Source organism: Achromobacter deleyi (genome assembly GCF_016127315.1).
GTDB lineage: Bacteria > Pseudomonadota > Gammaproteobacteria > Burkholderiales > Burkholderiaceae_B > Achromobacter > Achromobacter insuavis_A.
The window spans coordinates 6604189-6628147 of the sequence record NZ_CP065997.1 but is presented as its reverse complement, the minus strand read 5'-3'; the positions used below and the strand labels follow the sequence as shown (position 1 = coordinate 6628147).

Sequence of the window (23959 nt, the reverse complement as noted above, 5' to 3'; positions counted from 1 at the left end):
GGGTATTCCTGTGCACGGCTTAACCGATGCTCTTGGCGGCCTGCAGGACTTCCTTGGCGTGGTTCGGGACCTTCACCCCGCGCCACTCCTGCACCAGCACGCCATAAGCGTCGATCAGAAAGGTGCTGCGCTCGATGCCGCGCACCTGCTTGCCGTACATGTTCTTCTGCTTGATGACGCCGTACAGATTGCACACGGTTTCGTCGGCGTCGGAGATGAGAGGGAAAGGAAGCTCGTACTTGGCCTTGAAGTTCTCGTGCGACTTCAGCGAGTCGCGCGAGATCCCGACCACCACGGCGCTGGCCGACAGGAAGTCGGCGTGCAGGTCGCGGAAATCCTGGCTCTCGGTGGTGCAGCCAGGCGTGTTGTCCTTGGGGTAAAAGTACAGAATCACGGCGCGGCCCTGGCATTGCTCCAGGCTGATCGGCCCAATGGTGCTTTCAGCGGTGAACAGCGGGGCGGGCTTGCCGATGATGGGCATCATCATGTCTGGGGGTCTCCGTTGGGGGGGATGAGGGCGACGACGACGCGCCGGCCCTCCGCCATCAGGATGTTGTAGGTGCGCGAGGCGGCGTGGGTGTCCATGATTTCCACGCCGATGCCCGCCGCCAGCAGGGGACGCAGCACTTCGGGGTGCAGGAACTGTTGCCGGCCGCCCGTGCCCACCAGCAGCACTTCCGGCGCATTGGCCGGGCGGTTGGGGGTGGCTTCGGGTTCGTCCAGGAACGCCAACGGGTCGCGGACGGGTTCGGACAATCCGGCCGCCTGACGCAAGAGGGTGGGGGTGATGTCGGCCGGCGACTCAACGGGCCAATGGGTAACTTCGCCTTCGGGGCCAAAAGCGACCGAGGAGGAAAAACGTACCTGGTTGACCTCGATATAACCGTCACCGTAGGCGGTGACGGTATTCAGAGCGGCCGTCGCAGGATCGGTATGCAGCTTCAATAAATACTCCGGCTTTATGGCTCCGATAATAGCGCATCAGGATGGCCGTATGTTGCATGGTTTCCACTGCGAAATTGGCGGCTTTTCCGCCCAATTTGCCGCCCAGGCGTGCTTGCGCTAGATTACAGGGTTTTGCTGCGCCGCAAACGTGTGCTGGCGCGGCTTTTGAGCCCGTTTCCCCTTCGCGCCCTCGCGCCCTGGATTTTTGCCCCTTCGCCCCCTAAGGATTCCCATCATGAGGAAGTTCTCTCGCATTGAGCGTTTGCCCCCGTACGTTTTCAACATTACCGGCGAGCTCAAGATGGCGGCCCGTCGGCGCGGCGAGGACATCATCGACATGTCGATGGGCAATCCGGACGGCGCCACCCCCAAGCACATCGTCGACAAGATGGTCGAGGCCACCATCCGCCCGACCACCCACGGCTACTCGGTGTCCAAGGGCATCCCGCGCCTGCGCAAGGCCATCTGTGACTGGTACCAGCGCCGCTACGCGGTCGAGCTCGACCCCGATTCCGAAGCCATCGTCACCATCGGTTCCAAGGAAGGCCTGGCGCACCTGATGCTGGCCACCCTGGACCGCGGCGACACCGTGCTGGTGCCCAACCCCAGCTACCCGATTCACATCTACGGCGCGGTCATCGCCGGCGCCAACATCCGCTCCGTGCGCATGACGCCGGGCGTGGACTTCTTCGAGGAACTCGAGCGCGCCGTGCGCGAATCGATCCCGAAGCCCAAGATGATGGTGCTGGGCTTCCCGAGCAACCCGACCGCCCAGTGCGTCGACCTGTCGTTCTTCGAGCGCGTGGTGGCCCTGGCCAAGGAACACGACATCCTGGTGGTGCACGACCTGGCCTACGCCGACATCACCTTCGACGGCTATGTCGCCCCCTCGATCATGCAGGTGCCCGGCGCGCGCGATGTCGCGGTCGAGTTCTTCACCATGAGCAAGAGCTACAACATGGCGGGCTGGCGCATCGGCTACATGGTCGGCAACCGCGAGCTGGTCGGCGCGCTGGCGCGCATCAAGAGCTATCACGACTACGGCACGTTCACGCCGATCCAGGTGGCCTCGATCGCCGCCCTGGACGGCCCGCAGGACTGCGTGAACGAGATCGTGGCGCAGTACCAAAGCCGCCGCGACGTGCTCGCGCGCGGTCTGCACGAAGCAGGTTGGAATGTGGAAATTCCCAAGGCGTCCATGTACATCTGGGCGCAGATCCCCGAACCCTACCGGGCAATGGGCTCTTTGGAGTTTGCCAAGCGCGTCCTGTCGGATGCGAAAGTGGCCGTGTCCCCCGGGATCGGCTTCGGCGAGTATGGCGACGAATACGTGCGCTTCGCTCTTATCGAAAACGAGCAGCGCACCCGCCAGGCGGTGCGCGGCATCAAGGATATGTTCCGCAAGGACGGCTTGCTGTAGGTCCACCCCCGAAGCGCCTGCGGCGCTTCCCCCTCGAGGGGGCATGCCTGCGGACCGGCGGAGCCGGATCCGCGGCATCCCGCTCGGGGAGGGCACCCGTGGACTGTATGTAGCCGTTATTGCGTGAGTGTTTGGAGAACTGAAATGAATTCCCCTCAACGCCCGTCCGCCGAGGGCGCCGCGATGAATCCCATGAAAGTGGGCCTGCTGGGCCTGGGCGTGGTCGGTGGCGGCACCTGGACGGTGCTGTCGCGCAATGCGGAAGAGATCGCGCGCCGCGCCGGTCGTCGCATTGAAGTGACCCGCGCCGCCGTGCGCGACGTGCCCAAGGCGCGCGCCCGCGTTGGCGACACGCTGCCCGTGGACACCGACGTGCACGCGCTGGTGCGCGATCCCGAGATCGACATCGTGGTCGAGCTGATCGGCGGCGATACGCTGGCGCGCGAGCTGGTGCTCGAAGCCATCGCCAACGGCAAGCACGTGGTCACCGCCAACAAGGCGCTGCTGGCCAAGCACGGCAACGAGATTTTCGCCGCGGCTTCCGAGCGCGGCGTGATGGTGGCCTTCGAGGCCGCCGTCGCCGGCGGCATCCCCATCATCAAGGCCATCCGCGAAGGCCTGACCGCCAATCGCATCCAGTGGGTCGCCGGCATCATCAACGGCACCACCAATTTCATCCTGTCCGAAATGCGCTCGCGCGGCCTGCCGTTCGCCGATGTGCTGGCCGAAGCCCAGCGCCTGGGCTACGCCGAAGCCGATCCCACATTTGACGTGGAAGGCGTCGACGCCGCGCACAAGCTGACGCTGCTGGCCTCGCTGGCCTTCGGCGTGCCGGTGCAGTTCGACCGCGCCTACATCGAGGGCATCTCGCAACTGGCCGCCGAGGACATCGAGCACGCCGAGCGCCTGGGCTACCGCATCAAGCTGCTGGGCATCACCAAGCGCCGCGCCGATGGCATCGAGCTGCGCGTGCATCCGGCGCTGGTGCCGGCCGAGCGCCTGCTGGCCAATGTCGAAGGCGCGATGAACGCGGTGCTGGTCAAGGGCGACGCCGTCGGCCCGACGCTGTACTACGGCCAGGGCGCCGGCGAAGAGCCGACCGCCTCGGCGGTGGTGGCCGACCTGGTCGACGTGACCCGCCTGCACACCGCCGATCCGGGCAACCGCGTGCCGCACCTGGCGTTCCAGCCGGACGCCATGTCCGACACGCCGATCCTGCCGATCGAGCAGGTCAGCACGTCGTACTACCTGCGCCTGCGCGTGGACGACCAGCCGGGCGTGCTGGCCGACATCGCGCGCCTCTTGGCCGACCGCTCGATCTCGATCGGCTCGATGATCCAGCAGCCCTCGCACATCGGCGGCGCGGACATCATCTTCCTGACGCACGAGGCGGTGGAAGGCAACGTCAACCAGGCCATCGAGCGCATCGAGGCCTTGCCCTTTGTCCGGTCCAAGGTCACGCGCCTGCGCGTGGAGCACCTGATATGAAATACATCTCAACCCGCGGGGGCATGGCGCCCCAGCCGTTCGCCGATATCCTGCTCGAAGGGCTGGCGCCGGATGGCGGGCTGGCCGTGCCGGAACAACTGCCGCAGATTTCGGCGGAGACGCTGGAATCGTGGCGCGGCCTGCCGTACGCCGACCTGGCGTTCGAAGTGCTGTCGCGCTTTGCCACCGACATCCCGGCCGAGGACCTGCGCCGCCTGACCCGCGCCGCCTACACCCCGCAGATCTTCAACAGCGAAGACATCGTCCCGCTGCGTCCGCTGAACGACGGCCTGTCGCTGCTGGGACTGTCCGAAGGCCCGACGCTGGCCTTCAAGGACATGGCCATGCAGTTCCTGGGCCAGGTGTTCGAATACGTGCTGACCCAACGCGGCACCACGCTCAACATCGTCGGCGCGACCTCGGGCGACACCGGCTCGGCGGCCGAGTACGCGCTGCGCGGCAAGCGCGGCGTGGCCGTGTTCATGCTGTCGCCGCACGGCCGCATGAGCGCATTCCAGCGCGCCCAGATGTACTCGCTGCAGGACGAGAACATCCACAACATCGCCGTGCGCGGCGTGTTCGACGAAGCGCAGGACATCGTCAAGGCGCTGGCTGGCGACCTGGCCTTCAAGGCCAAGTACCGCCTGGGCGCGGTCAACTCGATCAACTGGGCGCGCATCGCCGCCCAGGTGGTGTACTACTTCCACGGCTGGCTGCGCGCCACCGACAAGCCAGGCCAACAGGTCTCGTTCACGGTGCCCTCGGGCAACTTCGGCAACATCCTGTCGGGCCACATCGCCCGCGGCATGGGCCTGCCGGTGCGCCACCTGGTGCTCGCCACCAACGAGAACAACGTGCTGGAAGAATTCTTCCGCACCGGCGTCTACCGTCCGCGTCCGGCCGAGCAGACCTACGCCACCTCCAGCCCGTCGATGGACATCTCGCGCGCCTCGAACTTCGAGCGCTTCATCTTCGACCTGGTGGGCCGCGACGCCGACCGCGTCAAGGCGCTGTGGGCGGACATGGCGCGCGACGGTTTCTTCGACCTGTCGGCGCTCAAGCCGCAATTCGAGGCGCAGTACGGCTTCGTCTCGGGCGCCAGCACGCACGAAGACCGCCTGGCCACGATCCGCTCGCTCTACGACGAGACCGGCGTGCTGGTCGATCCGCACACCGCCGACGGCGTCAAGGTCGCGCGCGAGCACGTCGAGCCCGGCGTGCCGATGCTGGTGCTGGAAACCGCCTTGCCGGCCAAGTTCTCGGAAACCATCGAGGCCGCGCTGGGCCGTCCGGCCACGCCGCCGGGCAACCTGGCCAACCTGGAATCCTTGCCGCAGCGCGTCGAAGTCATGGACTGCGATGCCGCCGCCGTGCGCCGCTACATCGAGGCCCACGCCAAGGTGTAAAGGCAGCTTGCGGTTGTATGGGGTTGCAACCCCTCGCGGTGTGAGCCGCGAGGGGTTTTTTACGTTCTCACGCATTTTGGCCACATGCGGTCACTTTTTCCGGACGCGCATCCGATACAGTGATTCCACCATTCACACTCGGAGAACACGCCCATGAACCTGAAGACCATGACGTTGGCCCTGGTGGTGACCGGAGTAGGGGTGCTGGCCGGATGCTCGTCGCCCTCGGTTATTCAGCAACGGGACGGGACCTCGACCGTGACGCCCGACACGCCGACCTATGACAAGAAGTCCGGCATGTACGAGTACGACAAGGACGGCAAGAAGGTCCAGATCAACAAGGACGATGTGAAATCCATCGAAGAGGTCAAGTAGCCCTTCGCCGCATCCCGACGAAAAAAAGCCCCGGTCCAGGCCGGGGCTTTTTGTTGGGCGCGGACCCGGCTTACTTGCCCGCGTCCTCGGCGTGGTAGCGGCCCACGCGCTCGACTTCGTTCTTCGAGCCCAGGATCACGCTGACGCGCTGGTGCAGCTTGTCGGGCTGGATGTCCATGATGCGCTGGGTGCCGTTGATCGAGGCGCCGCCGGCCTGCTCGATGAGGAAGCTCATCGGGTTGGCTTCATACATCAGGCGCAGCTTGCCGGCCTTGCCCGGTTCGCGCGCGTCCCAGGGGTACATGAAGATGCCGCCGCGGGTCAGGATGCGATGCACGTCGGCCACCATCGAGGCGATCCAGCGCATGTTGTAGTCCTTGCCCAGGGGGCCGGTGGCGCCGGCCAGGCAATCGTCGATGTAGCGCTTGACCGGGGGAGCCCAGTGGCGCATGTTCGACATGTTGATGGCGAATTCCTTGGTGTCCTCGGGCACGCGGATGTTCTCGTGGGTCAGCACCCACGAACCCATTTCGCGGTCCAGCGTGAAGCCCACCACGCCGTTGCCGATGGTCAGCACCAGCATGGTCTGCGGGCCGTAGACGGCATAGCCGGCCACTACCTGCTTGTTGCCCGGCTGCAGGAAGTCGGCTTCACAGACCGGCGCGCCCGACACGTCGTGGGGGGCGTGCAGCACCGAGAAAATGGTGCCGATCGACACGTTCACGTCGATGTTCGACGAGCCGTCCAGGGGATCGAACAGCAGCAGGTATTCGCCCTTGGGGTAGCGGTTCGGAATCAGGTGGATGGTCTCCATCTCTTCCGAGGCCATGGCCGCCAGGTGGCCGCCCCATTCATTGGCTTCGAGCAGGATCTCGTTGGACAGCACGTCCAGCTTCTTCTGCACTTCGCCCTGCACGTTCTCGCTTTCGAGGCTGCCCAGGACGCCGCCGAGCGCGCCCTTGCTGACCGCGTGGCTGATCGCCTTGCAGGCGCGCGCCACGACTTCGATGAGCAGCCGCACTTCGGGGGCCAGGGCCTGCGCGGAGCGCTGCTGCTCCACCAGGTATTGGGTAAGTGTTTTACGTTTCAAAAGGTTCTCCCTATGCTGCGAATTCTAAAGCCTTGGATACGATTTCCTGCACGTTGCGCGACAGCCCTTCGTGGCCGCGCACCCGTTGCAGGGCTTCCTGCATCGGGCCGCGCAGGGCGGGCACGTAACGCGACCAGTTGTCCAGCGCGCGCGCCAGGCGCGCGGCGATCTCGGGGTTGAGGGCGTCCAGCGCCAGCACCTGGTCGGCCCAGAAGGTGTAGCCCGAGCCGTCCGGGTGGTGCATGCCGCGGGCATTGTTCAGGCAGAACTGGAAAATCAGCGCGCGCGCCCGGTTCGGGTTGCGCAGCGTGAATGCCGGGTGCGTCATCAGGTCGCGCGCGGTCTGCACCGTGGTGTAGCGCGCCGCGGCCTGCAGCGCGAACCACTTGTCGACCACCAGCGCATTGTCGCGCCACTTGTCGTAGAACGCGGCCAGCGCCTGCTGCGGGAACTCACCCTGGCCATAGTTGATCAGGGCCGACAGCGCCGCCATGCTGTCGGTCATGTTGCCGGCGTGCTCGTATTGCTGCTCGGCCAGGCGCTGCGCTTCGTGCTCGCCGGCGGCCATCAGATGGCTGAGCGCCAGGTTCTTCAGGGCGCGCTTGCCGGCCGGGACCGGCGCGGGGCTGTATTCACCGGGCGTCTGGTTGGCGTCGAAGGCCTGGCGGAATTCCGCTGCCAGTTGCCGGCCCAGTTCGGCGCGCAGGAAGTCGCGCGCCACCGCCAGCGCCGGCGGGTCGACCGCCTGCATGCGCTCGGCCAGGGTCTTTTCCGACGGCAGCGCCAGGGCGCGGGCGCGGTAGGCGGCATCCAGCGCCGGGTCGGTCAGCAGCGCGCGCCAGGCGGCGATGAAGGCCGGGTCGGCGTGCAGCGTGCGGCCGGCCTGGCGCGCCTCGGCCAGCGCCAGGATCTGGCGGGTGGCCAGTTCCTGGCCGGCTTCCCAGCGCGCGAAGGGGTTGCCGTCGTGGGCCGACAGCAGCGCCAGTTCCTCGTCGGTCCAGTCGTAATCGACGATCACGGGCGCGGAAAAATCGCGCAGCAGCGACGGCACCGGCATCTCGTCGATGCCGTCGAAATGCCATTGCTGGGTCTGCGTGGTCAGTTCCAGCAGCGCCGTGTCGTGTCCCGCGCCGTCCAGGCGCAGGGGCAGGGCGCGGCCATCGCGATCCAGCAGGCCGATGGCGAAGGGGATGTGATACGGCGCCTTGACGAAGCCCGCGGGGGCCTTTTTCTCGACGCCGACCGGCTGGCATTCCTGCGACAGCGTCACGGTGCAGCGGCGCGCGGCGGCGTCGTGCGTCAGCTTGACCGTCACGCGCGGCGTGCCGGCCTGGCGGTACCAGTTGCGGAACACGGACAGGTCGCGGCCCGGGTGCTGGCGCGTATAGACCGATTCCATGGCGGCGACGAAGTCGTCGCAGGTCACGGCCTGGCCGTCGTGGCGGCGGAAATACTCGTCCATGCCGGCGCGAAAACCCGCTTCGCCCAGCAGCGTGTGCTGCATGCGGATGACCTCGGCGCCTTTCTCGTACACCGTGGCGGTATAGAAATTGCCGATTTCCTGGTAACTGTCGGGGCGGATCGGGTGGGCCATCGGGCCCGCGTCCTCGGGGAACTGCGCGGCGCGCAATGTCACCACGTCGTCGATGCGCTTGACCGCGCGGGCGCTGGCGGCGGCGGTCTCGTCCATGTCCTGCGCCATCATGTCGGCGCTGAATTCCTGGTCGCGGAACACCGTCAGGCCTTCCTTCAGGCTCAGCTGGAACCAGTCGCGGCAGGTGACGCGGTTGCCGGTCCAGTTGTGGAAATACTCGTGGCCGATGACCGATTCAATGCCTTCGTAATTGGCGTCCGTGGCGGTATCCGGGTCGGCCAGCACGTAGGCCGCATTGAAAATGTTCAGGCCCTTGTTCTCCATCGCGCCCATATTGAAATCATGGACGGCCACGACCATGAAGCGGTCCAGGTCCAGTTCCAGGCCGAAACGGGTTTCGTCCCAGCGCAGCGCGCGCACCAGGGAATCCAGCGCCCATTCGGTCTTGGTCTCGGCGCCCGGGTCGCTATAGACCTGCAACAGCACGTCGCGGCCGCTGGCGGTCTTGACCGTGGTTTCGCGGTGGGTCAGGTTGCCGCCCACCAGGGCGAACAGATAGCAGGGCTTGGGGAACGGGTCTTCCCATTCGACCTCGTTGCGGCCGTCGGGCAGCTGGCGCGAGGCGACCAGGTTGCCGTTGGACAGCAGCACCGGGTAGGCCGGCTCGGCGCGCAGGGTGACGCGGTAGCGCGACATGACGTCGGGGCGGTCGGCGAACCAGGTGATGCGGCGAAAGCCCTCGGCTTCGCACTGCGTGAAGAAATTGCCGCCCGAGACATACAGGCCCATCAGCGTGGAGTTGGCCGAAGGCTTGCAGCGGCTGACGATCTCTACGGTGGCTTCGGCGGGCAGGCCATACAGCGCCAGGCTGTGTTCGGACAGGTGGAAGCGGTCGGCCGGCAGCGCCTGGCCATCCACCCCTACCGAGACGAGTTCCAGCTCTTCGCCGTCCAGCACCAGCGCGGCGTCGGCGCTGGCGTCGGCCTTGCGCCGGACCTGCATGACGCAGCGCACCTCGGTGCTGTCGGGCGCCAGGTCGAAGGCCAGGGAGACCTGCGGGATGTCGTAGGGGTAGGGCTGGTAATCCTTGCGGTATACGGTAACGGGCGTGTCTGTGCGCATGGGATTGCAGTCCTGTATGAACGAGAGTCCTATTGTAGTGTCAGGCCTGGCGGGCGCAGGACCCGGGCGCCCCCGCCAGGCGTAAACTTTCCGCGGCCCGCGCGGTCAAAGCTCAGTATGATGGGCGCCGTCGCGCAATGAGGAGTTGCAAATGTTTCGTTCTTCCCCGTTCAATACCGGCCGTTGGGCCGCCGTCCTGGCTGTTTTGGGGGCGCTGGTGCTGAGCGGATGCGCCACGCCCACCGTGTCGGCGCGCGTCACATCCTTCCAGCAGTGGCCGACGGGCGTCGAAGGCCAGACTTACCAATTCGTGCAGGCCGAACCGTCGCAAGCCAATAATCTCGAATACCAGTCCTACCAGGACATGGTGCGCGCCGGCATCGGCGCCACCGGGTTGGTGGAAGCCCAGTCGGGCGCCAAGGGCCGCTTCGATGTCTCGTTCCGTTATGGCACGAGCCAGACCCAGGTCATGGTGCGGCGTCCGTATGATCCGTATTTCAATGGCGGCTATGGCTATGGCGGTTTCTACGGTCCGCGGCCTTGGGGCGGCTACTACGGCTATTGGGGCCCGGACTGGGTCGACGTGCCCATGGTGGTCCAGCGCAACACGCTCACGCTGCAGATCCACGACAGCCAGCGCGGCGGGGCCGAGGTCTACCGGTCCAGCGCCTTCATACTCAGCGAGCGGGACAACTTCGTGCGGATGATGCCGTATCTGGTGCGTGCAATATTTGACGGATTCCCGGGAAATAATGGCGCCGAGCGCGAAATCCAATTTCCGGTCCAGTAGTTTTTGCCACGACAAAAGACAGTCGTAAAATAAAAAAGGCGCACCAAAATGGTGCGCCTTTTATTTTTTCTTACTGAATAATAGGTTTTATTCTTTGATAAGAAAACTGTCGCGCGTGGCGCCGGATGCTTCTTCGGCGGCGAGCCAGCGAGGGGCCTTGCCACGACCGCTCCAGGTCTCCCCGGTTTGGGGATGACGGTACTTGGGGGCAACGGCGCGTTTGGCAACGTTGGCCGGGCGGACAGCGGCGCCAGTCTTGCGGCGGCCGCTGGGCGTGGTGGCGCGGACGGGCTTGCCGGCGCCAAAGGCGGCGGCGATTTCTTCGGGGGTGATGTCGTACTCGCGCATCGATGTGATGATCGAGGCGATGACCGGTTTGCGGCGCTTGGTTTGGAGGACTTCAGCCTTCTTTTGGAGCTTGTTGATTTCCTTTTCGATCTTTGCTTGCAGAGCTGCGTAGGTTTCTCGGGCCATGTTTATTCCTGATTATGGAACTGCTTTAATCGCCGGCGGAGTTATGTTTATTTGTTGTGCTTCGCATAATACAGAAGTTGACGCCCCTCTGCCGCTGTCCTGGCCTAATTACTTTGTATCAAAACGGCCGGAAAGTCTTTAGGCTAGCGGGTTTGCGCTATGAACAAGTATTGGGAATGATATTCTCAAATTTGGGACTAAATGAAACAAAGGCCCCTTTGGTTCATGGGGCGGACGAATGCAACATCCCGTGTTGGAAAATGCACGGTTTTGTTTCATGAAGCGAGCGGATGCGCAGAAGTTGACCTCTTTTCAGGGCTTGGTAAGCTCGGCTTTTTGGTATGACGAAATGTTCCCGTTGCTAATGCGCGAGTTTCAACAGGTGGTAGGACGACTGGCTCCAACCCGCATGGCGCGGGGGTTTCCAGGGGTATGCGGATTTTCATTCCCATCCATCGAGAACGGTATGCGCGCCCATTTGCGCGGGACATTTTTGTGCCATTTCCATTTTGTTGTCGAGTTGTATGACAAGTTCGACACATTGGTCTGGCAAGCGTGCCGGCCACTCCGGCCGACGAGCAATCGGCCCGGCGCCCGGGCAAAGGTTATTTTGCAAGAGGCGCCGCCGCAGTTTGGGACCGGTCCCCAATTGGTTAACTTGATAGACAATATTCGGCGGCCGCGACGCCACCCCCGTGTCGGCGGTACGATAGAGCCTTGAGCGTCATGGCTGCCGCGTCCGTCGCGCCGGCGCCCCCGAACAGAGTCCTATGAAAATCATCGATCCCGCTATTGCATCCCTGGCCACCGCCAAATCGCTCCTGCTCGACCCGTGGGGGTTGACCGAGGCCGACATGGCGCGCGCCCTGGGCGAAATCTTCACGCACAAGGTCGACTACGCCGATCTGTATTTCCAGTACACCCGCAGCGAGGGCTGGAGCCTGGAAGAGGGCATCGTCAAGACCGGCAGTTTCTCGATCAGCCAGGGGGTCGGCGTGCGCGCCGTCAGCGGCGAGAAAACCGCGTTCGCCTATTCCGATTCGCTTTCGGCCGACGCCTTGCTGTCGTCGGCCCACGCGGTGCGCGGCATTGCCCGCCGCGGCGCCGGCAAGGTCAAGGTGGCGGCGCAGGTCGAGGCCGAAATGGGCCGCAGCCTGTATGCCGACATCGATCCGGTGGCGACCCTGAGCGCCCCCGAGAAAGTCGCGCTGCTCGAACGCGTCGAACGCATGGCGCGGGCCCGCGATCCGCACGTGATCCAGGTCATGGCCGGCCTGGGCGCCGAGTATGACGTGGTGCTGGTGGCCGGCAGCGATGGTCGCCTGGCCGCCGACGTGCGCCCGCTGGTGCGCCTGTCGCTGACCGTCATCGCCGAACGCAATGGCCGCCGCGAAATGGGCCATGCCGGCGGCGGCGGCCGCCTGGGGCTGGCGTATTTCACGGACGAAATGCTGCAGGGCTACGTCGAGCGCGCCGTGCACGAAGCCATGGTCAACCTGGAGGCGCGTCCGGCGCCCGCCGGCGAAATGACGGTGGTGCTGGGTTCGGGCTGGCCCGGCATCCTGCTGCACGAAGCCGTCGGCCACGGCCTGGAAGGCGATTTCAACCGCAAGGGTTCCAGCGTGTTCTCGGGCCGCATCGGTGAGCGCGTCGCCTCCAAGGGCGTCACGGTGGTCGACGACGGCACCATTCCCGATCGCCGCGGTTCGCTCAATATCGACGACGAGGGCAACGCCACCCAGCGCAACGTGCTGATCGAGGACGGCATCCTGCGCGGCTACATGCAGGACACGCTGAACGCGCGCCTGATGAAGACCGCGGCCACCGGCAACGGCCGCCGCGAATCGTTCGCGCACCTGCCCATGCCGCGCATGACCAATACCTACATGCTGGCCGGCGACAAGGCGCCCGAGGAAATCATCTCGTCCGTCAAGCGCGGCCTGTATGCGGCCAATTTCGGCGGCGGCCAGGTCGACATCACCAACGGCAAGTTCGTGTTCTCGGCCTCCGAGGCCTACATGATCGAGGACGGCAAGATCACGTATCCGGTCAAGGGCGCCACGCTGATCGGCAACGGCCCCGACGCCATGACCCGCGTCAGCATGATCGGCGACGACCTGAAGCTGGATTCGGGCGTGGGCACGTGTGGCAAGGACGGCCAGAGCGTGCCGGTGGGCGTGGGCATGCCCACGGTCCGCATGGAAGGCCTGACGGTGGGCGGCACGGCCTGACCCGCGACCGCCGCGTCGCAAACCGGCGTGACGGCCCGAAAAAATTGTGCTAGAGTCTTTTCCCATGAAATTCGCTTCCCCCGCCTTTTATTTTTATTTTTTTGGTTTTCTGAAGCCGCTGGCGGAGGAAGGGAAGCGCTCAATCTGAAGTTTGGAAAGAATCCCCCCAAAAAAGCCGCCAGCGAACTGGCGGCTTTTTTTGTGCCGTCAGCTTGAGGAACACCCCGGGATGCATCCCGGTGGCGGGAAACCCAGGAGCAGTACCGTGTCACACAATACCGACGACCTTCGCATCCGAGAAATCAAAGAGCTGAATCCGCCCGCGCACGTCATGCGTGAGTTCGCGTGCACCAAGGAAGCTTCCGACACCGTGTTCGCCGCACGCCAGTCGATGCACCGCATCCTGCACGGCATGGACGACCGCATGATCGTCGTGATCGGCCCGTGTTCGATCCACGACACCCGCGCCGCGATCGAATACGCCAAGCGCCTGAAGCCGGTGCGCGACCGCCTCAGCGCGGACCTGGAAATCGTGATGCGCGTGTATTTCGAGAAGCCCCGCACCACGGTCGGTTGGAAGGGGCTGATCAACGATCCGGACCTGGACGGCAGCTTCGACATCAACAAGGGCGTGCGCGTGGCGCGCGAACTGCTGCTGGACATCAACAGCCTGGGATTGCCGGCGGGGTGCGAATTCCTGGACATGATTACGCCGCAATACATCGCGGACCTGGTCTCCTGGGGGGCGATCGGCGCGCGCACGACGGAAAGCCAGGTGCATCGTGAACTGGCATCCGGCCTGTCGTGTCCGGTGGGTTTCAAGAACGGCACGGACGGCAACGTGAAGATCGCCGTGGACGCGATCAAGGCGGCGTCGCAGCCGCACCATTTCCTGTCGGTGACCAAGGGCGGGCATTCGGCCATCGTCTCGACCGCGGGCAATGAAGACTGTCACGTCATCCTGCGCGGCGGCAAGACGCCGAACTACGACGCCGCCAGCGTCGACGCGGCCTGCCAGGACATGTCCAAGGCCGGCCTGGCGCAACGCATCATGATCGACGCCAGCCATGCCAACAGCAGCAAGAAACCCGAGAACCAGCCGCTGGTGATCGATGACGTGGCGCGCCAGATGGAAGCCGGCGACGCGCGCCTGGTGGGCGTGATGGTCGAAAGCCATCTGCTGGGCGGCCGCCAGGACATGGTGCCGGGCGAGCCGCTGGTCTACGGCCAGAGCATCACCGACGGCTGCATCGACTGGGACGCTTCGGTCGCCGTGCTCGAGCGCCTGGCGCACGCCGTGCGTGAACGCCGCCGCGTCGCGCTGACCTCCGGCAAATAAGCGTGCCGGCCGCAGGCCGCCCCCGTGCGGGCGGTTTGCGGCGCAGCAAGGCGGGCGGCGTAGAATAGTTGAATTCCCCCATCCGAGAATCCGCTGATCATGAACGCTCCCTTGCACGCTGAATCGTTGCGCCGCGCGGTGCCGGCCGCCTGTCTCGAGGCCCTGCGCGCCCGGTTCGGCGACCGCTTCTCCGAATCCACCGCGGTGCGCGAGCACCATGGCCGCGACGAGTCGCCATATCCGGCGATGCTGCCCGATGCCGTGGTCTTCGCCCAGAGCACCGAGGAAGTCGCCGAGGTCGCCAAGCTTTGCAACGAACACCGCGTGCCGCTGATTCCGTACGGCGCGGGTTCGTCGCTGGAAGGCCACATCCTGGCGATCCAGGGCGGCATCAGCCTGGACCTGTCGCAGATGAACAAGGTGCTGGCCGTCAACGCGGAGGACCTGACCGCCACCGTGCAGGCCGGCGTGCTGCGCAAGCAGCTCAATGAAGAGATCCGCAGCACCGGCCTGTTCTTCCCGATCGATCCGGGCGCCGACGCCAGCCTGGGCGGCATGGCCGCCACGCGCGCTTCCGGCACCAACGCCGTGCGCTACGGCACCATGCGCGAGAACGTCATGTCGCTGACCGTGGTCACCGCCGACGGCCGCATCGTGCGCACCGCCGGCCGCGCCCGCAAGTCGTCGGCGGGCTACGACCTGACCCGCATCTTCGTGGGCAGCGAAGGCACGCTGGGCATCATCACCGAAGTTACCGTGCGCCTGTACCCGCAGCCCGAGGCCGTGTCGGCCGCGGTCTGCAACTTCCCCACGCTCGACGCCGCGGTGCAGAGCGTGATCGAGATCATCCAGATGGGCGTGCCGGTCGCGCGCGTCGAGTTCATGGACGCGGCCAGCGTGCGCTCGGTCAACCTGCACAGCAAGCTGACGCTGCGCGAGACGCCGCTGCTGGTGTTCGAATTCCATGGCAGCCCGGCCGGCGTGCAGGAACAGGCCGAGACCGTGCAGGCCATCACCGCCGAACATGGCGGCATGGACTTCGAATGGGCCGAGCGTCCCGAGGACCGCAGCCGCCTGTGGACCGCGCGCCACAACGCCTATTTCGCCGGCCTGCAATTGCGCCCGGGATGCCGCGCCAGCACCACCGACGTCTGCGTGCCGATCTCGCGCCTGGCCGACTGCGTGCGCGACACGGTCGAGGAACTGGACCGCGCCAGCTTCCCGTACACCATCGTCGGCCACGTCGGCGACGGCAACTTCCACGTGCTGATGCTGCTGGACGCCGACAGCGAGCGCGAATGGCAGGAATCCGAAACCATCAACCACAACCTGGTGCGCCGCGCCATCGCCGCCGATGGCACCTGCACCGGCGAGCACGGCGTCGGCCTGCACAAGATGCAGTTCATGGCCGAGGAACACGGCGATGACGCGCTGGACCTGATGCGCAGCCTCAAGCACGCGTTCGATCCGAACAACATCCTCAACCCGGGCAAGATCGTGTCCTGGTAAGCCGTCCGCAGGGGCGTGACGAAAAGGCCGGCGGGGCGACCCGCCGGTTTTTTTTCGGCAGGAAGAACAAGCGGGGCGGTGCGGGTGACAAGCGTTCCCAGCTGGTGGGAATGAGGGCGATGCATGACCGGACGCATGCTTGTCCATCACGCGCGAAGGGGCTTTACGGCTGGTTACGTCTGCGAGGCCGCGCGGCCGTTGCATGTACGCAGGATGCGGGTAAATCCCGGCCTGCGTCCAACCAGCGGTCGCGCTATTGTTGCGCTCATGAATTCACTGGTCGAAACCGGCCTGGCACACGCGCAGGCGCCTTATTCGTTGCAGCAACTCGTCGAGGCGTTGTCGGCCGCGCTGCCGTCGCATTGCGTGTTGTTCCGCGAAGAAGACACGCGGCCCTACGAGTGCGATGGCCTGTCCTTGTACCGGGCGCTGCCCGCGGTGGTGGCCCTGCCGGAGACCGAGGAGCAGGTGCAGGCGGTGATGCGCATCTGCAAGCGCCTGAATGCGCCGCTGGTGGCGCGCGGCGCGGGCACCGGCCTGTCGGGCGGCGCCATGCCGCACAGCCAGGGCGTGCTGCTGGGCCTGTCCAAATTCAATCGCATCAAGCACATCGACCTGGCCAGCGCCACCGCGGTGGTCGAGCCGGGCGTGCGCAACCTGGCCATTTCGGAAGCGGCATCGCCCTACGGGCTGTACTACGCGCCGGACCCCTCCAGCCAGATCGCCTGTTCGATCGGCGGCAACGTCGCCGAGAATTCGGGCGGCGTGCATTGCCTGAAGTACGGGCTGACGGTGCACAACGTGCTGCGGGTGCGCATGGTCACCATCGATGGCGACGTGGTCGAGCTGGGTTCCGAGGCGCCGGATGCGCCGGGGCTGGATCTGCTGTCGGTGTTCATCGGATCGGAAGGCATGCTGGGCGTGGTGACCGAAGTCACCGTCAAGCTGATTCCCAAGCCGGCCTGCGCCCAGGTGGTGATGGCCAGCTTCGCCAGCGTCGAGGCCGCCGGCAACGCGGTGACGCAGGTGATCGCCGACGGCATCATTCCAGCGGGGCTGGAGATGATGGACCGGCGCGCGACGCACATGGTCGAACCCTTCGTGCGCGCCGGCTACGACATGGACGCGCAGGCCATCCTGCTGTGCGAGTCCGATGGCACGCCCGAGGAAGTGGCGCACGAGATCGCGCGCATGGAGGCCATCTTCCGCGCGGCCGGCTCGACCCGCTGCCAGGTGTCGGCGTCGGAGGCCGAGCGGCTCAAATTCTGGGCGGGACGCAAGAACGCGTTTCCCGCCGCGGGGCGCGTGTCGCCCGATTACTACTGCATGGACGGCACGATTCCGCGCCGTCATCTCGCCCGGGTGCTGGGCGCCATCGAGCAAATGGAAGACGAGTTCGGCCTGCGCTGCGCCAACGTGTTCCATGCGGGCGATGGCAACCTGCATCCGTTGATCCTGTTCGATTCGAATAAACCGGACGAAGTGGAACGCGCCGAGAAATTCGGCGCGGCCATACTCGAACTGTGCGTGCAGGTAGGAGGAACCGTGACTGGAGAGCACGGTGTGGGAATGGAGAAAATAAATCAAATGTGCGTGCAATTCTCTCGCGAAGAACTCGACGCGTTCCTGGCGGTCAAGCGGGCATTCGATCCGCCGTGCCTGCTCAATCCCGAAAAGGTCATACCTACGCTGGCCCGCTGCGCTGAATACGGCAAGATGCACGTACACGCGGGCGAGCTGCGCTTCCCGGATCTCGCACGCTTCTAGGACGTCCCTCCCATGGATTTCGTCCTGTCGGAATTGTGCGACCAGGTCATGACGGCTCGCGCCGGTCACAAGCCGCTGTTCGTCATGGGCGGCGGCAGCAAGGCGTTCTACGGCAACTACCGGCCGGTGACGCCGCAGGATGGCCATTGCCTGCTGGACATGACCCCATATCGCGGCATCGTCAGCTATCACCCCTCCGAACTGGTGGTGACGGTCAGGGCTGGCACGCCGCTGGCCGAGCTGGAGGCGGCGCTGGCCGGGCACGGCCAGATGCTGGCCTTCGAGCCGCCGCATTTCTCGCCCGCCGCCACTGTCGGCGGCTGCGTGGCCGCGGGCCTGTCGGGGCCGCGCCGCATGAGCGCGGGCGCCTTGCGCGACTTCGTGCTGGGCGCGCGGCTGCTGGATTCCGACGGCCGGGTGCTGTCGTTCGGCGGCGAGGTCATGAAGAACGTGGCCGGTTACGACGTGTCGCGGCTGCTGGCCGGATCGCATGGCATCTTCGGCGCGATTCTCGAGGTGTCGCTCAAGGTCGTGCCCAGGCCGATGGAAGAACTGACGCTGGCGTTGCCGGCGACGCAGGCCCAGGCGCTGGCCAGCTTCGCGCTGTGGCGCGGCAAGCCCTTGCCGATTTCGGCGACCAGCTGGGTTGGCGGCGCTGACGAAGAAGGCCAGATGCATGTGCGACTGTCGGGCGCGCCGCCGGCCATCGCCAGCGCGCGCCAGGTGATCGGCGGCGATCCGCTGGCGCCGGAGGCGGCGCAGGCCTGGTGGACCGGCTTGCGTGAACAGACCCATGCCTTCTTCGCGCCGGGCCGGCCGCTCTGGCGCCTGGCGTTGCCGCCCACCGCGGCCGCGCTGGGCAGCGGGCAGGCGCTGGTGGAGTGGGGCGGCGGCCAGCGCTGGCTGTCGGGGGCGCAGGACGCCGCCGAGTTGCGCGAACTGGCGCAACGACTGGGCGGCCACGCGACGCTGTTCCGTCCGGCCGGCACGCGGCCGCCGGCCGATGGCGTGTTCCATCCGCTGTCGCCGGGCGTGGCGCTGATCACGCGCCGCCTCAAGCAAGAACTCGATCCGGCGGGGTTGTTCAACCCCGGCCGGCTGGTCCTGGAGCTATAGGCATCATGCAAACCAATCTGGCAGCCTGGGCCCGCGATACCGATCTGGGCAAAGAGGCCGACGCGATCCTGCGGCGCTGCGTGCATTGCGGCTTCTGCACGGCCACCTGTCCCACCTACCAGGTGCTGGGCGACGAGCTCGACAGCCCGCGCGGCCGCATCTACCTCATCAAGCAGGTGCTGGAAGGCGCCGAGCCGACCCAGTCGACCCAGCAGCATCTGGACCGCTGCCTGACCTGCCGCAATTGCGAGACCACCTGCCCGTCGGGCGTGGAGTACGGGCACCTGGTGGACATCGGCCGCCAGATCGTCGAAGAGCGGGTGCCGCGGCCGTGGGCCGAGAAGGCCAAGCGCAAGATGCTGCGCCGGGCGATGCTGTCGCCGCTGTTCGGACCCGCCATGCGCCTGGGGCAGGCGGTGCGCGGCGTCTTGCCGGAATCGCTCAAGCGCAAGGTGCCCGAGCGCCGTCCGGCCGGCGCGTTGCCGCAGGTGGAAGGCCACACGCGGCAGGTGCTGATGCTGGCCGGTTGCGTGCAGCCGTCGATGATGCCGTCGATCGACGCCGCCACCATCCGCGTGCTCAACGCCATCGGCATCGGCGCGCGCATCGCGCCCGGCGCGGGTTGCTGCGGCGCGGCCAGTTTCCACCTGGACGCGCAGGCGGCCGCGCTGGACCAGATGCGCGCCAACGTCGACGCGTGGTGGCCGCTGGTGCGCGATGGCGCGGTCGAGGCCATCGTCATGAACGCGTCGGGCTGCGGCGCCATGGTCAAGGAATACGCCCATCACCTGCGCCACGATCCGGCCTACGCGCAGCGCGCCGCGGACATCGTGGCGCTGGTGAAGGACGTGGCGGAAATCGTCGCGCCGCAGGCCGGGGAATTGCGCCAGCGGCTGGCGGGCCACCCGATGCGGGCCGCGTTCCATCCGCCCTGCACGCTGCAGCACTGGCAGGGCTTGCGGCCCTTGTCGGAGCGGTTGCTCGCAGACTTGGGCTTCGAGCTGCAGCCGTTCGCCGAACAGCACCTGTGCTGCGGCTCGGCCGGCGCCTATTCGGTGCTCAATCCGGAGATTGCGCTGGCGCTGCGCGACCGCAAGCTGGGCGCCATCGCGCCGGCCGCGCCGGATGTGATCCTGTCGGCCAACATCGGTTGTATCGGCCACTTGCAGAGCGGCACCGGCACGCCGGTGCGGCACTGGATCGAAGTGGTGGACGAGCAGCTGGCTCGCGCCTAGGGCGGGCCGCGGCGTCGCGGGAATCGAATCCTCCGGAGCGCGTCGGGGAAAGACGCCGCGATGCGCGTGCATCGCGGCGCCGGCGCATCATTCCACGGCCTTGACCATGTCTTCCAGCACCTTCTTGGCATCGCCGAAGACCATCATGGTGCGGTCCATGTAGAACAGTTCGTTGTCCAGGCCGGCGTAGCCGGAGGCCATCGAACGCTTGTTCACGATCACGGTGCGGGCCTTGTAGGCTTCCAGGATCGGCATGCCGGCGATCGGCGACTTGGGGTCGTTCTTGGCCGCCGGGTTGACCACGTCGTTGGCGCCCAGCACCAGCACCACGTCGGTCTGGCCGAACTCGCTGTTGATGTCTTCCATTTCGAAGACCTGGTCGTAGGGCACCTCGGCCTCGGCCAGCAGCACGTTCATGTGGCCCGGCATGCGGCCCGCCACCGGGTGGATGGCGTACTTGACCGTCACGCCGCGCTCGGTGAGCTTTTCGGCCAGTTCCTTGAGCGCGTGCTGGGCGCGCGCCACCGCCAGGCCGTAGCCCGGCACGATGGTGACGCTTTCGGCGTTGGTCATCAGGAAGGCCGCGTCGTCGGGGCTGCCCGACTTGACGCTGCGCTGCTGGCCGCCGCCCGCCGCCGCGGCCTCGCCGGCCTGGCCGCCGAAACCGCCCAGGATCACGTTGAAGAACGAGCGGTTCATCGCCTTGCACATGATGTACGAGAGGATGGCGCCGGACGAGCCCACCAGCGAGCCGGCGATGATCAGCATCGGGTTGTTGAGCGAGAAGCCGATGCCCGCCGCCGCCCAGCCCGAATAGCTGTTCAGCATCGACACCACCACCGGCATGTCGGCGCCGCCGATCGGGATGATGATCAGCACGCCCAGCACGAAGGCGATCAGCGTCATGATGATGAACGGCGTCCAGGCCTGCGTCAGCATGAACCACACGCCCATCGCCAGCATCAGCAACGCCAGCGCCAGGTTCAGCATGTGCTGGCCGGCGAACACCACCGGCGCCCCCTGGAACAGCCGGAACTTGTACTTGCCCGACAGCTTGCCGAAGGCGATCACCGAGCCCGAGAAGGTGATGGCGCCGACGAAGGTGCCGATGAACAGCTCGAAGCGGTTGCCGGTGGGGATCAGCGTGCCGGCGGCGACGATGCCGAAGGCGTGCGGCTCGGCCACCACCGCGACCGCGATGGCGACCGCCGCCAGGCCGATCATGCTGTGCATGAAGGCCACCAGTTCGGGCATCTTGGTCATTTCGACGCGCTTGGCCATCAGCGTGCCGATCGAGCCGCCGACCAAGAGCCCAAGCAGCACCCAGCCCAGCCCGATGCCGGCGGTGCCCGAGCGCGCCAGGCCGACAATGAGCGCGCCGGTGGTCAGCACCGCGATCGCCATGCCGGCCATGCCGAAGGCGTTGCCCAGGCGCGAGGTGGTGGGATGCGACAGGCCCTTGAGCGCCTGGATGAAGCAGACCGAGGCAACCAGGTAGAGCAGCGTGACGAGGTTCAGCGAGATCATTTCGCGTCCTCCTTGGCCGGCTTCTTGTCCTTTTTCTTGAACATTTCCAGCATGCGCCGCGTGACCAGGAAGCCGCCGAACACGTTGACCGCGGCCAGCGCCACGGCAAACACGCCCATGCCGCGCGCCAGTCCGCCTTCGGTCAGCGCCGCCGCCAGCATGGCGCCGACGATGATGATGGCCGAGATCGCGTTGGTCACCGCCATCAGCGGCGTGTGCAGCGCGGGCGTGACGTTCCAGACCACGTGGTAGCCGACATAGATGGCCAGCACGAAGATGATGAGATTCATCAGGGTGGGGTTGATCGCTTCCATGTTTTTAGCTCCCGCGCGTCACATTGCCGCCTTCGCACACCAGGCAGGCCGCCACGATTTCATCGTCGCGCTGGATCGCCAGCGCGCCGTCCGCATTGATGATGAGTTTCAGGAAGTCGAGGATGTTGCGGGCGTAGAGCGCCGACGCGTCGGTCGCCACCAGCCCGGGCAGGTTGGTCAGCCCGATCAGCGTCACGCCGTGTTTCTCGACCACCTTGCCTTTCTCGGACAGCGGGCAGTTGCCGCCGCGCTCGACCGCCAGGTCCACCAGCACCGAGCCGGGCTTCATGGCCGCGACGGTCTCGGCCGACACCAGCGTGGGCGCGGGGCGCCCGGGGATGAGGGCGGTGGTGACGACGATGTCGGCCTGCCTGCAGCGTTCCGACACCAGCGCCGCCTGCCGCGCCATCCAGGCCGGCGGCATGGGGCGGGCATAGCCGCCCACGCCCTGGGCGATCTCGCGTTCCTCGTCGGTCTCGAACGGCACGTCGATGAACTTGGCGCCGAGCGATTCGACCTGCTCGCGCGCGGCGGGCCGCACGTCGGAGGCCTCGACCACCGCGCCCAGGCGCTTGGCCGTGGCGATGGCCTGCAGGCCGGCGACGCCGGTGCCCAGCACCACGGCGCGCGCGGCCTTGAGCGTGCCGGCGGCGGTCATCATCATGGGAATCAGGCGGCCGTAATGGTGGGCCGCCAGCAGCACGGCCTTGTAGCCGGCCAGGTTGGCCTGCGACGACAGCACGTCCAGGCTTTGAGCGCGGGTGATGCGCGGCGCGGCTTCCAGCGCGAAGCCGGTCAGGCCGGCGGCGGCCATCTGCGCCAGGCCGTCGGCGTCGAACGGATCGAGCATACCGATGACCACGGCGCCGGCTTTCATCTGCGGCAGCTCGGCCGTGGAAGGCGCGCGGACCTTCATGACCAGTTCCGCCCCCAGCGCCTCCTGGGCGCTGCCGAGCGTGGCGCCGGCGGCCTCGTAGGCTTCATCCAGATAGCGCGCCGCGGTGCCCGCGCCACGCTCCACGACAACGGTGTGTTTGCCGCCTACGTACTTCTTGACGGTCTCTGGTGTTGCTGCGACACGGGTCTCCCCGTCTCGGGTTTCCCTTGGTATCCCGATGTGCATCGACGCCTCTCCTCAGAAGGTTCGCCGTAGTTATAACGGATATACGCCCGGGGGACGAGGTTCACGCGGCCCAAAAGAAAAGCCCCATGGGGTTAACCATGGGGCTTGGGGCTCGCGCCCCGGTCATACCGGCCAGACTGACAACGGGCTGCTGGCCGGCACCGGCGCGCAGGCGTCCGGCGTCAGGCCGTCTGCGCGCGAGTCCAGTCGATCAGCGCGGCGGTCAGGTCGCGCAGGTCGGCCTTGAGGCGGCCGTAGTTGGCCGACGGACGCAGGCTGACTTCGTCCATGTAGAGCTTGCGGTTGATTTCGATCTGCAGGCTGTGGCGGCCTTCTTCGGGGCGGCCGAAGGCGCGCACCAGTTCGACGCCCTTGTAGGGATCGTTCACCGTCACGTTGTAGCCGCGCTCGCGCAGCCAGGCCGCGATGAATTCGCGGAATGCCGGGTCGCTGGTGCTGCCGTCGCGGTCGCCCAGCACGAAGTCGGGGTGGACCAGGCCGGGGCGGTCGGTGGCGTAGGCGCCGGCGACGCTGGGCATCGAGTGGCAGTTGATGTGCCAGACCTTGCCGAACTTCTGGTGGGCGCTGTCGAGCACCTGGCCGAGCGCGGCGTGGTACGGCTTCCAGCAGGCCTCGATGCGGTGCGTCACTTCCGCGACGCTCAGCTTGCGGTCGTACAGCGGCGTGCCGTCGTCCAGCATGCGCCAGATCAGGCCCTTGCCCAGCTTGACCTTGGGCGAGGCGTTGACCGCGCCGGGCCAGGACTGGTCCAGCAGCAGTTCGTCGATTTCGTCGGGGGCGCGGTTGGCATCGATGTAGGCGCGCGGAAAGTTCGCGGCGATCATGGGCACGCCCATGTCGATGGCGTCGCCCCACAGATCGTCAACCCAGGTGTCCTCGGCGGTGCGCAGGGCGCCGAAATCCACGGCGGGCGCGAAGTCGGGCGGATAGGCGGTGCCGCTGTGCGGGGAGTCCAGCACGAGGGGGGCCGAGGGCGCCGAATTCGGATATTGCTGCGGAAGGTCGAGCCGGTAGGACAGGGGTTGGGTGATTCGCATATAGGGGTCGTGCGTTCGTGAATCGGAGGCCCCCGC

The 23959-nt window shown here is 66.3% G+C and carries 21 protein-coding genes; 12 read left to right on the top strand and 9 right to left on the bottom strand.

What is annotated here, in order from left to right:
- Window positions 1-19: 19 nt before the first annotated feature.
- Window positions 20-484, bottom strand: coding sequence for a peroxiredoxin (locus I6I07_RS29955; RefSeq protein WP_025140314.1), 465 nt, complete (start codon window positions 482-484; stop codon window positions 20-22).
- Window positions 484-945 carry an Mth938-like domain-containing protein gene (locus I6I07_RS29950; protein ID WP_198484813.1) on the bottom strand — a complete coding sequence of 154 codons (462 nt, stop codon included), beginning with the start codon at window positions 943-945 and terminating at the stop codon, window positions 484-486. Before I6I07_RS29950 ends, I6I07_RS29955 begins: the two co-directional genes overlap by 1 nt.
- Before the next feature lie 235 nt (window positions 946-1180).
- Here I6I07_RS29950 and alaC point away from each other — a divergent pair, with 235 nt between their 5' ends.
- From alaC to I6I07_RS29930, 4 genes are all read left to right on the top strand, one after another.
- A complete protein-coding gene (alaC, locus tag I6I07_RS29945; RefSeq protein WP_006393775.1) occupies window positions 1181-2365 on the top strand; it encodes an alanine transaminase in 1185 nt (394 codons plus the stop codon).
- Between the two features lie 183 nt (window positions 2366-2548).
- Complete coding sequence (locus I6I07_RS29940; protein WP_198487726.1) at window positions 2549-3853, top strand: homoserine dehydrogenase; 1305 nt, start codon at window positions 2549-2551, stop codon at window positions 3851-3853.
- Entirely contained in the window at window positions 3850-5259 is a 1410-nt protein-coding gene (thrC, locus tag I6I07_RS29935) for a threonine synthase (protein WP_198484812.1), read from the top strand. Before I6I07_RS29940 ends, thrC begins: the two co-directional genes overlap by 4 nt.
- A gap of 153 nt (window positions 5260-5412) precedes the next feature.
- The gene (locus I6I07_RS29930) at window positions 5413-5634 is read left to right on the top strand and encodes a YgdI/YgdR family lipoprotein (RefSeq protein ID WP_006393778.1); all 222 of its coding nucleotides are present in this window, start codon (window positions 5413-5415) and stop codon (window positions 5632-5634) included.
- Between the two features lie 70 nt (window positions 5635-5704).
- Here I6I07_RS29930 and I6I07_RS29925 read toward each other — a convergent pair whose 3' ends face one another.
- The gene (locus I6I07_RS29925) at window positions 5705-6724 is read right to left on the bottom strand and encodes a class 1 fructose-bisphosphatase (protein WP_006393779.1); all 1020 of its coding nucleotides are present in this window, start codon (window positions 6722-6724) and stop codon (window positions 5705-5707) included.
- A gap of 10 nt (window positions 6725-6734) precedes the next feature.
- Window positions 6735-9440, bottom strand: a complete 2706-nt coding sequence (gene pepN, locus I6I07_RS29920) for an aminopeptidase N (RefSeq protein ID WP_198484811.1) — start codon at window positions 9438-9440, stop codon at window positions 6735-6737.
- 151 nt (window positions 9441-9591) lie between these two features.
- On the opposite strand from pepN, the gene I6I07_RS29915 reads away from it, so the two are divergent.
- Complete coding sequence (locus tag I6I07_RS29915; RefSeq protein ID WP_198484810.1) at window positions 9592-10230, top strand: DUF4136 domain-containing protein; 639 nt, start codon at window positions 9592-9594, stop codon at window positions 10228-10230.
- Between the two features lie 87 nt (window positions 10231-10317).
- Here the strand turns inward: I6I07_RS29915 and I6I07_RS29910 are convergent, their stop codons facing one another.
- Complete coding sequence (locus I6I07_RS29910) at window positions 10318-10704, bottom strand: H-NS family nucleoid-associated regulatory protein (protein WP_198484809.1); 387 nt, start codon at window positions 10702-10704, stop codon at window positions 10318-10320.
- A gap of 770 nt (window positions 10705-11474) precedes the next feature.
- Between I6I07_RS29910 and tldD the strand changes: the two genes are divergently transcribed.
- From tldD to glcF, 7 genes are all read left to right on the top strand, one after another.
- Window positions 11475-12935: a metalloprotease TldD gene (gene tldD, locus I6I07_RS29905; protein WP_054433315.1), complete on the top strand. Its 1461-nt coding sequence runs from the start codon at window positions 11475-11477 to the stop codon at window positions 12933-12935.
- Between the two features lie 27 nt (window positions 12936-12962).
- On the top strand, window positions 12963-13151 hold the full coding sequence (locus tag I6I07_RS29900) for a hypothetical protein (protein ID WP_146075465.1): 189 nt from the start codon (window positions 12963-12965) through the stop codon (window positions 13149-13151).
- Between the two features lie 49 nt (window positions 13152-13200).
- Window positions 13201-14274, top strand: a complete 1074-nt coding sequence (gene aroG / locus I6I07_RS29895) for a 3-deoxy-7-phosphoheptulonate synthase AroG (RefSeq protein ID WP_198484808.1) — start codon at window positions 13201-13203, stop codon at window positions 14272-14274.
- Window positions 14275-14373: 99 nt separating this feature from the next.
- The gene (locus I6I07_RS29890; RefSeq protein WP_198484807.1) at window positions 14374-15783 is read left to right on the top strand and encodes an FAD-binding oxidoreductase; all 1410 of its coding nucleotides are present in this window, start codon (window positions 14374-14376) and stop codon (window positions 15781-15783) included.
- A gap of 267 nt (window positions 15784-16050) precedes the next feature.
- Entirely contained in the window at window positions 16051-17550 is a 1500-nt protein-coding gene (locus tag I6I07_RS29885; protein ID WP_006393786.1) for an FAD-linked oxidase C-terminal domain-containing protein, read from the top strand.
- A gap of 12 nt (window positions 17551-17562) precedes the next feature.
- Complete coding sequence (gene glcE / locus I6I07_RS29880; RefSeq protein ID WP_198484806.1) at window positions 17563-18666, top strand: glycolate oxidase subunit GlcE; 1104 nt, start codon at window positions 17563-17565, stop codon at window positions 18664-18666.
- A 5-nt stretch (window positions 18667-18671) separates the two neighbouring features.
- Complete coding sequence (gene glcF, locus I6I07_RS29875; RefSeq protein ID WP_198484805.1) at window positions 18672-19901, top strand: glycolate oxidase subunit GlcF; 1230 nt, start codon at window positions 18672-18674, stop codon at window positions 19899-19901.
- 87 nt (window positions 19902-19988) lie between these two features.
- On the opposite strand, the gene I6I07_RS29870 is transcribed toward glcF, so the two are convergent.
- The 4 genes from I6I07_RS29870 to I6I07_RS29855 form a co-directional block, all read right to left on the bottom strand.
- Complete coding sequence (locus I6I07_RS29870; RefSeq protein ID WP_006393789.1) at window positions 19989-21428, bottom strand: NAD(P)(+) transhydrogenase (Re/Si-specific) subunit beta; 1440 nt, start codon at window positions 21426-21428, stop codon at window positions 19989-19991.
- A complete protein-coding gene (locus tag I6I07_RS29865) occupies window positions 21425-21742 on the bottom strand; it encodes an NAD(P) transhydrogenase subunit alpha (protein WP_175203627.1) in 318 nt (105 codons plus the stop codon). The genes I6I07_RS29870 and I6I07_RS29865 overlap by 4 nt, the downstream gene beginning before the upstream one ends.
- Window positions 21743-21746: 4 nt before the next feature.
- Window positions 21747-22865, bottom strand: a complete 1119-nt coding sequence (locus I6I07_RS29860; RefSeq protein ID WP_198484804.1) for a Re/Si-specific NAD(P)(+) transhydrogenase subunit alpha — start codon at window positions 22863-22865, stop codon at window positions 21747-21749.
- Between the two features lie 182 nt (window positions 22866-23047).
- Complete coding sequence (locus I6I07_RS29855) at window positions 23048-23923, bottom strand: N-formylglutamate amidohydrolase (protein WP_198484803.1); 876 nt, start codon at window positions 23921-23923, stop codon at window positions 23048-23050.
- Window positions 23924-23959: the final 36 nt, after the last annotated feature.

Bases quoted from the DNA above. Each gene is read 5' to 3' on its own strand.
- I6I07_RS29955 (WP_025140314.1), bottom strand. From the start codon at position 484: ATGATGCCCATCATCGGCAAGCCCGCCCCGCTGTTCACCGCTGAAAGC.
- alaC (WP_006393775.1), top strand. From the start codon at position 1,181: ATGAGGAAGTTCTCTCGCATTGAGCGTTTGCCCCCGTACGTTTTCAAC.
- I6I07_RS29940 (WP_198487726.1), top strand. From the start codon at position 2,549: ATGAATCCCATGAAAGTGGGCCTGCTGGGCCTGGGCGTGGTCGGTGGC.
- thrC (WP_198484812.1), top strand. From the start codon at position 3,850: ATGAAATACATCTCAACCCGCGGGGGCATGGCGCCCCAGCCGTTCGCC.
- I6I07_RS29930 (WP_006393778.1), top strand. From the start codon at position 5,413: ATGAACCTGAAGACCATGACGTTGGCCCTGGTGGTGACCGGAGTAGGG.
- pepN (WP_198484811.1), bottom strand. From the start codon at position 9,440: ATGCGCACAGACACGCCCGTTACCGTATACCGCAAGGATTACCAGCCC.
- I6I07_RS29915 (WP_198484810.1), top strand. From the start codon at position 9,592: ATGTTTCGTTCTTCCCCGTTCAATACCGGCCGTTGGGCCGCCGTCCTG.
- I6I07_RS29910 (WP_198484809.1), bottom strand. From the start codon at position 10,704: ATGGCCCGAGAAACCTACGCAGCTCTGCAAGCAAAGATCGAAAAGGAA.
- tldD (WP_054433315.1), top strand. From the start codon at position 11,475: ATGAAAATCATCGATCCCGCTATTGCATCCCTGGCCACCGCCAAATCG.
- I6I07_RS29890 (WP_198484807.1), top strand. From the start codon at position 14,374: ATGAACGCTCCCTTGCACGCTGAATCGTTGCGCCGCGCGGTGCCGGCC.
- I6I07_RS29885 (WP_006393786.1), top strand. From the start codon at position 16,051: ATGAATTCACTGGTCGAAACCGGCCTGGCACACGCGCAGGCGCCTTAT.
- glcE (WP_198484806.1), top strand. From the start codon at position 17,563: ATGGATTTCGTCCTGTCGGAATTGTGCGACCAGGTCATGACGGCTCGC.
- glcF (WP_198484805.1), top strand. From the start codon at position 18,672: ATGCAAACCAATCTGGCAGCCTGGGCCCGCGATACCGATCTGGGCAAA.
- I6I07_RS29870 (WP_006393789.1), bottom strand. From the start codon at position 21,428: ATGATCTCGCTGAACCTCGTCACGCTGCTCTACCTGGTTGCCTCGGTC.
- I6I07_RS29865 (WP_175203627.1), bottom strand. From the start codon at position 21,742: ATGGAAGCGATCAACCCCACCCTGATGAATCTCATCATCTTCGTGCTG.
- I6I07_RS29860 (WP_198484804.1), bottom strand. From the start codon at position 22,865: ATGCACATCGGGATACCAAGGGAAACCCGAGACGGGGAGACCCGTGTC.
- I6I07_RS29855 (WP_198484803.1), bottom strand. From the start codon at position 23,923: ATGCGAATCACCCAACCCCTGTCCTACCGGCTCGACCTTCCGCAGCAA.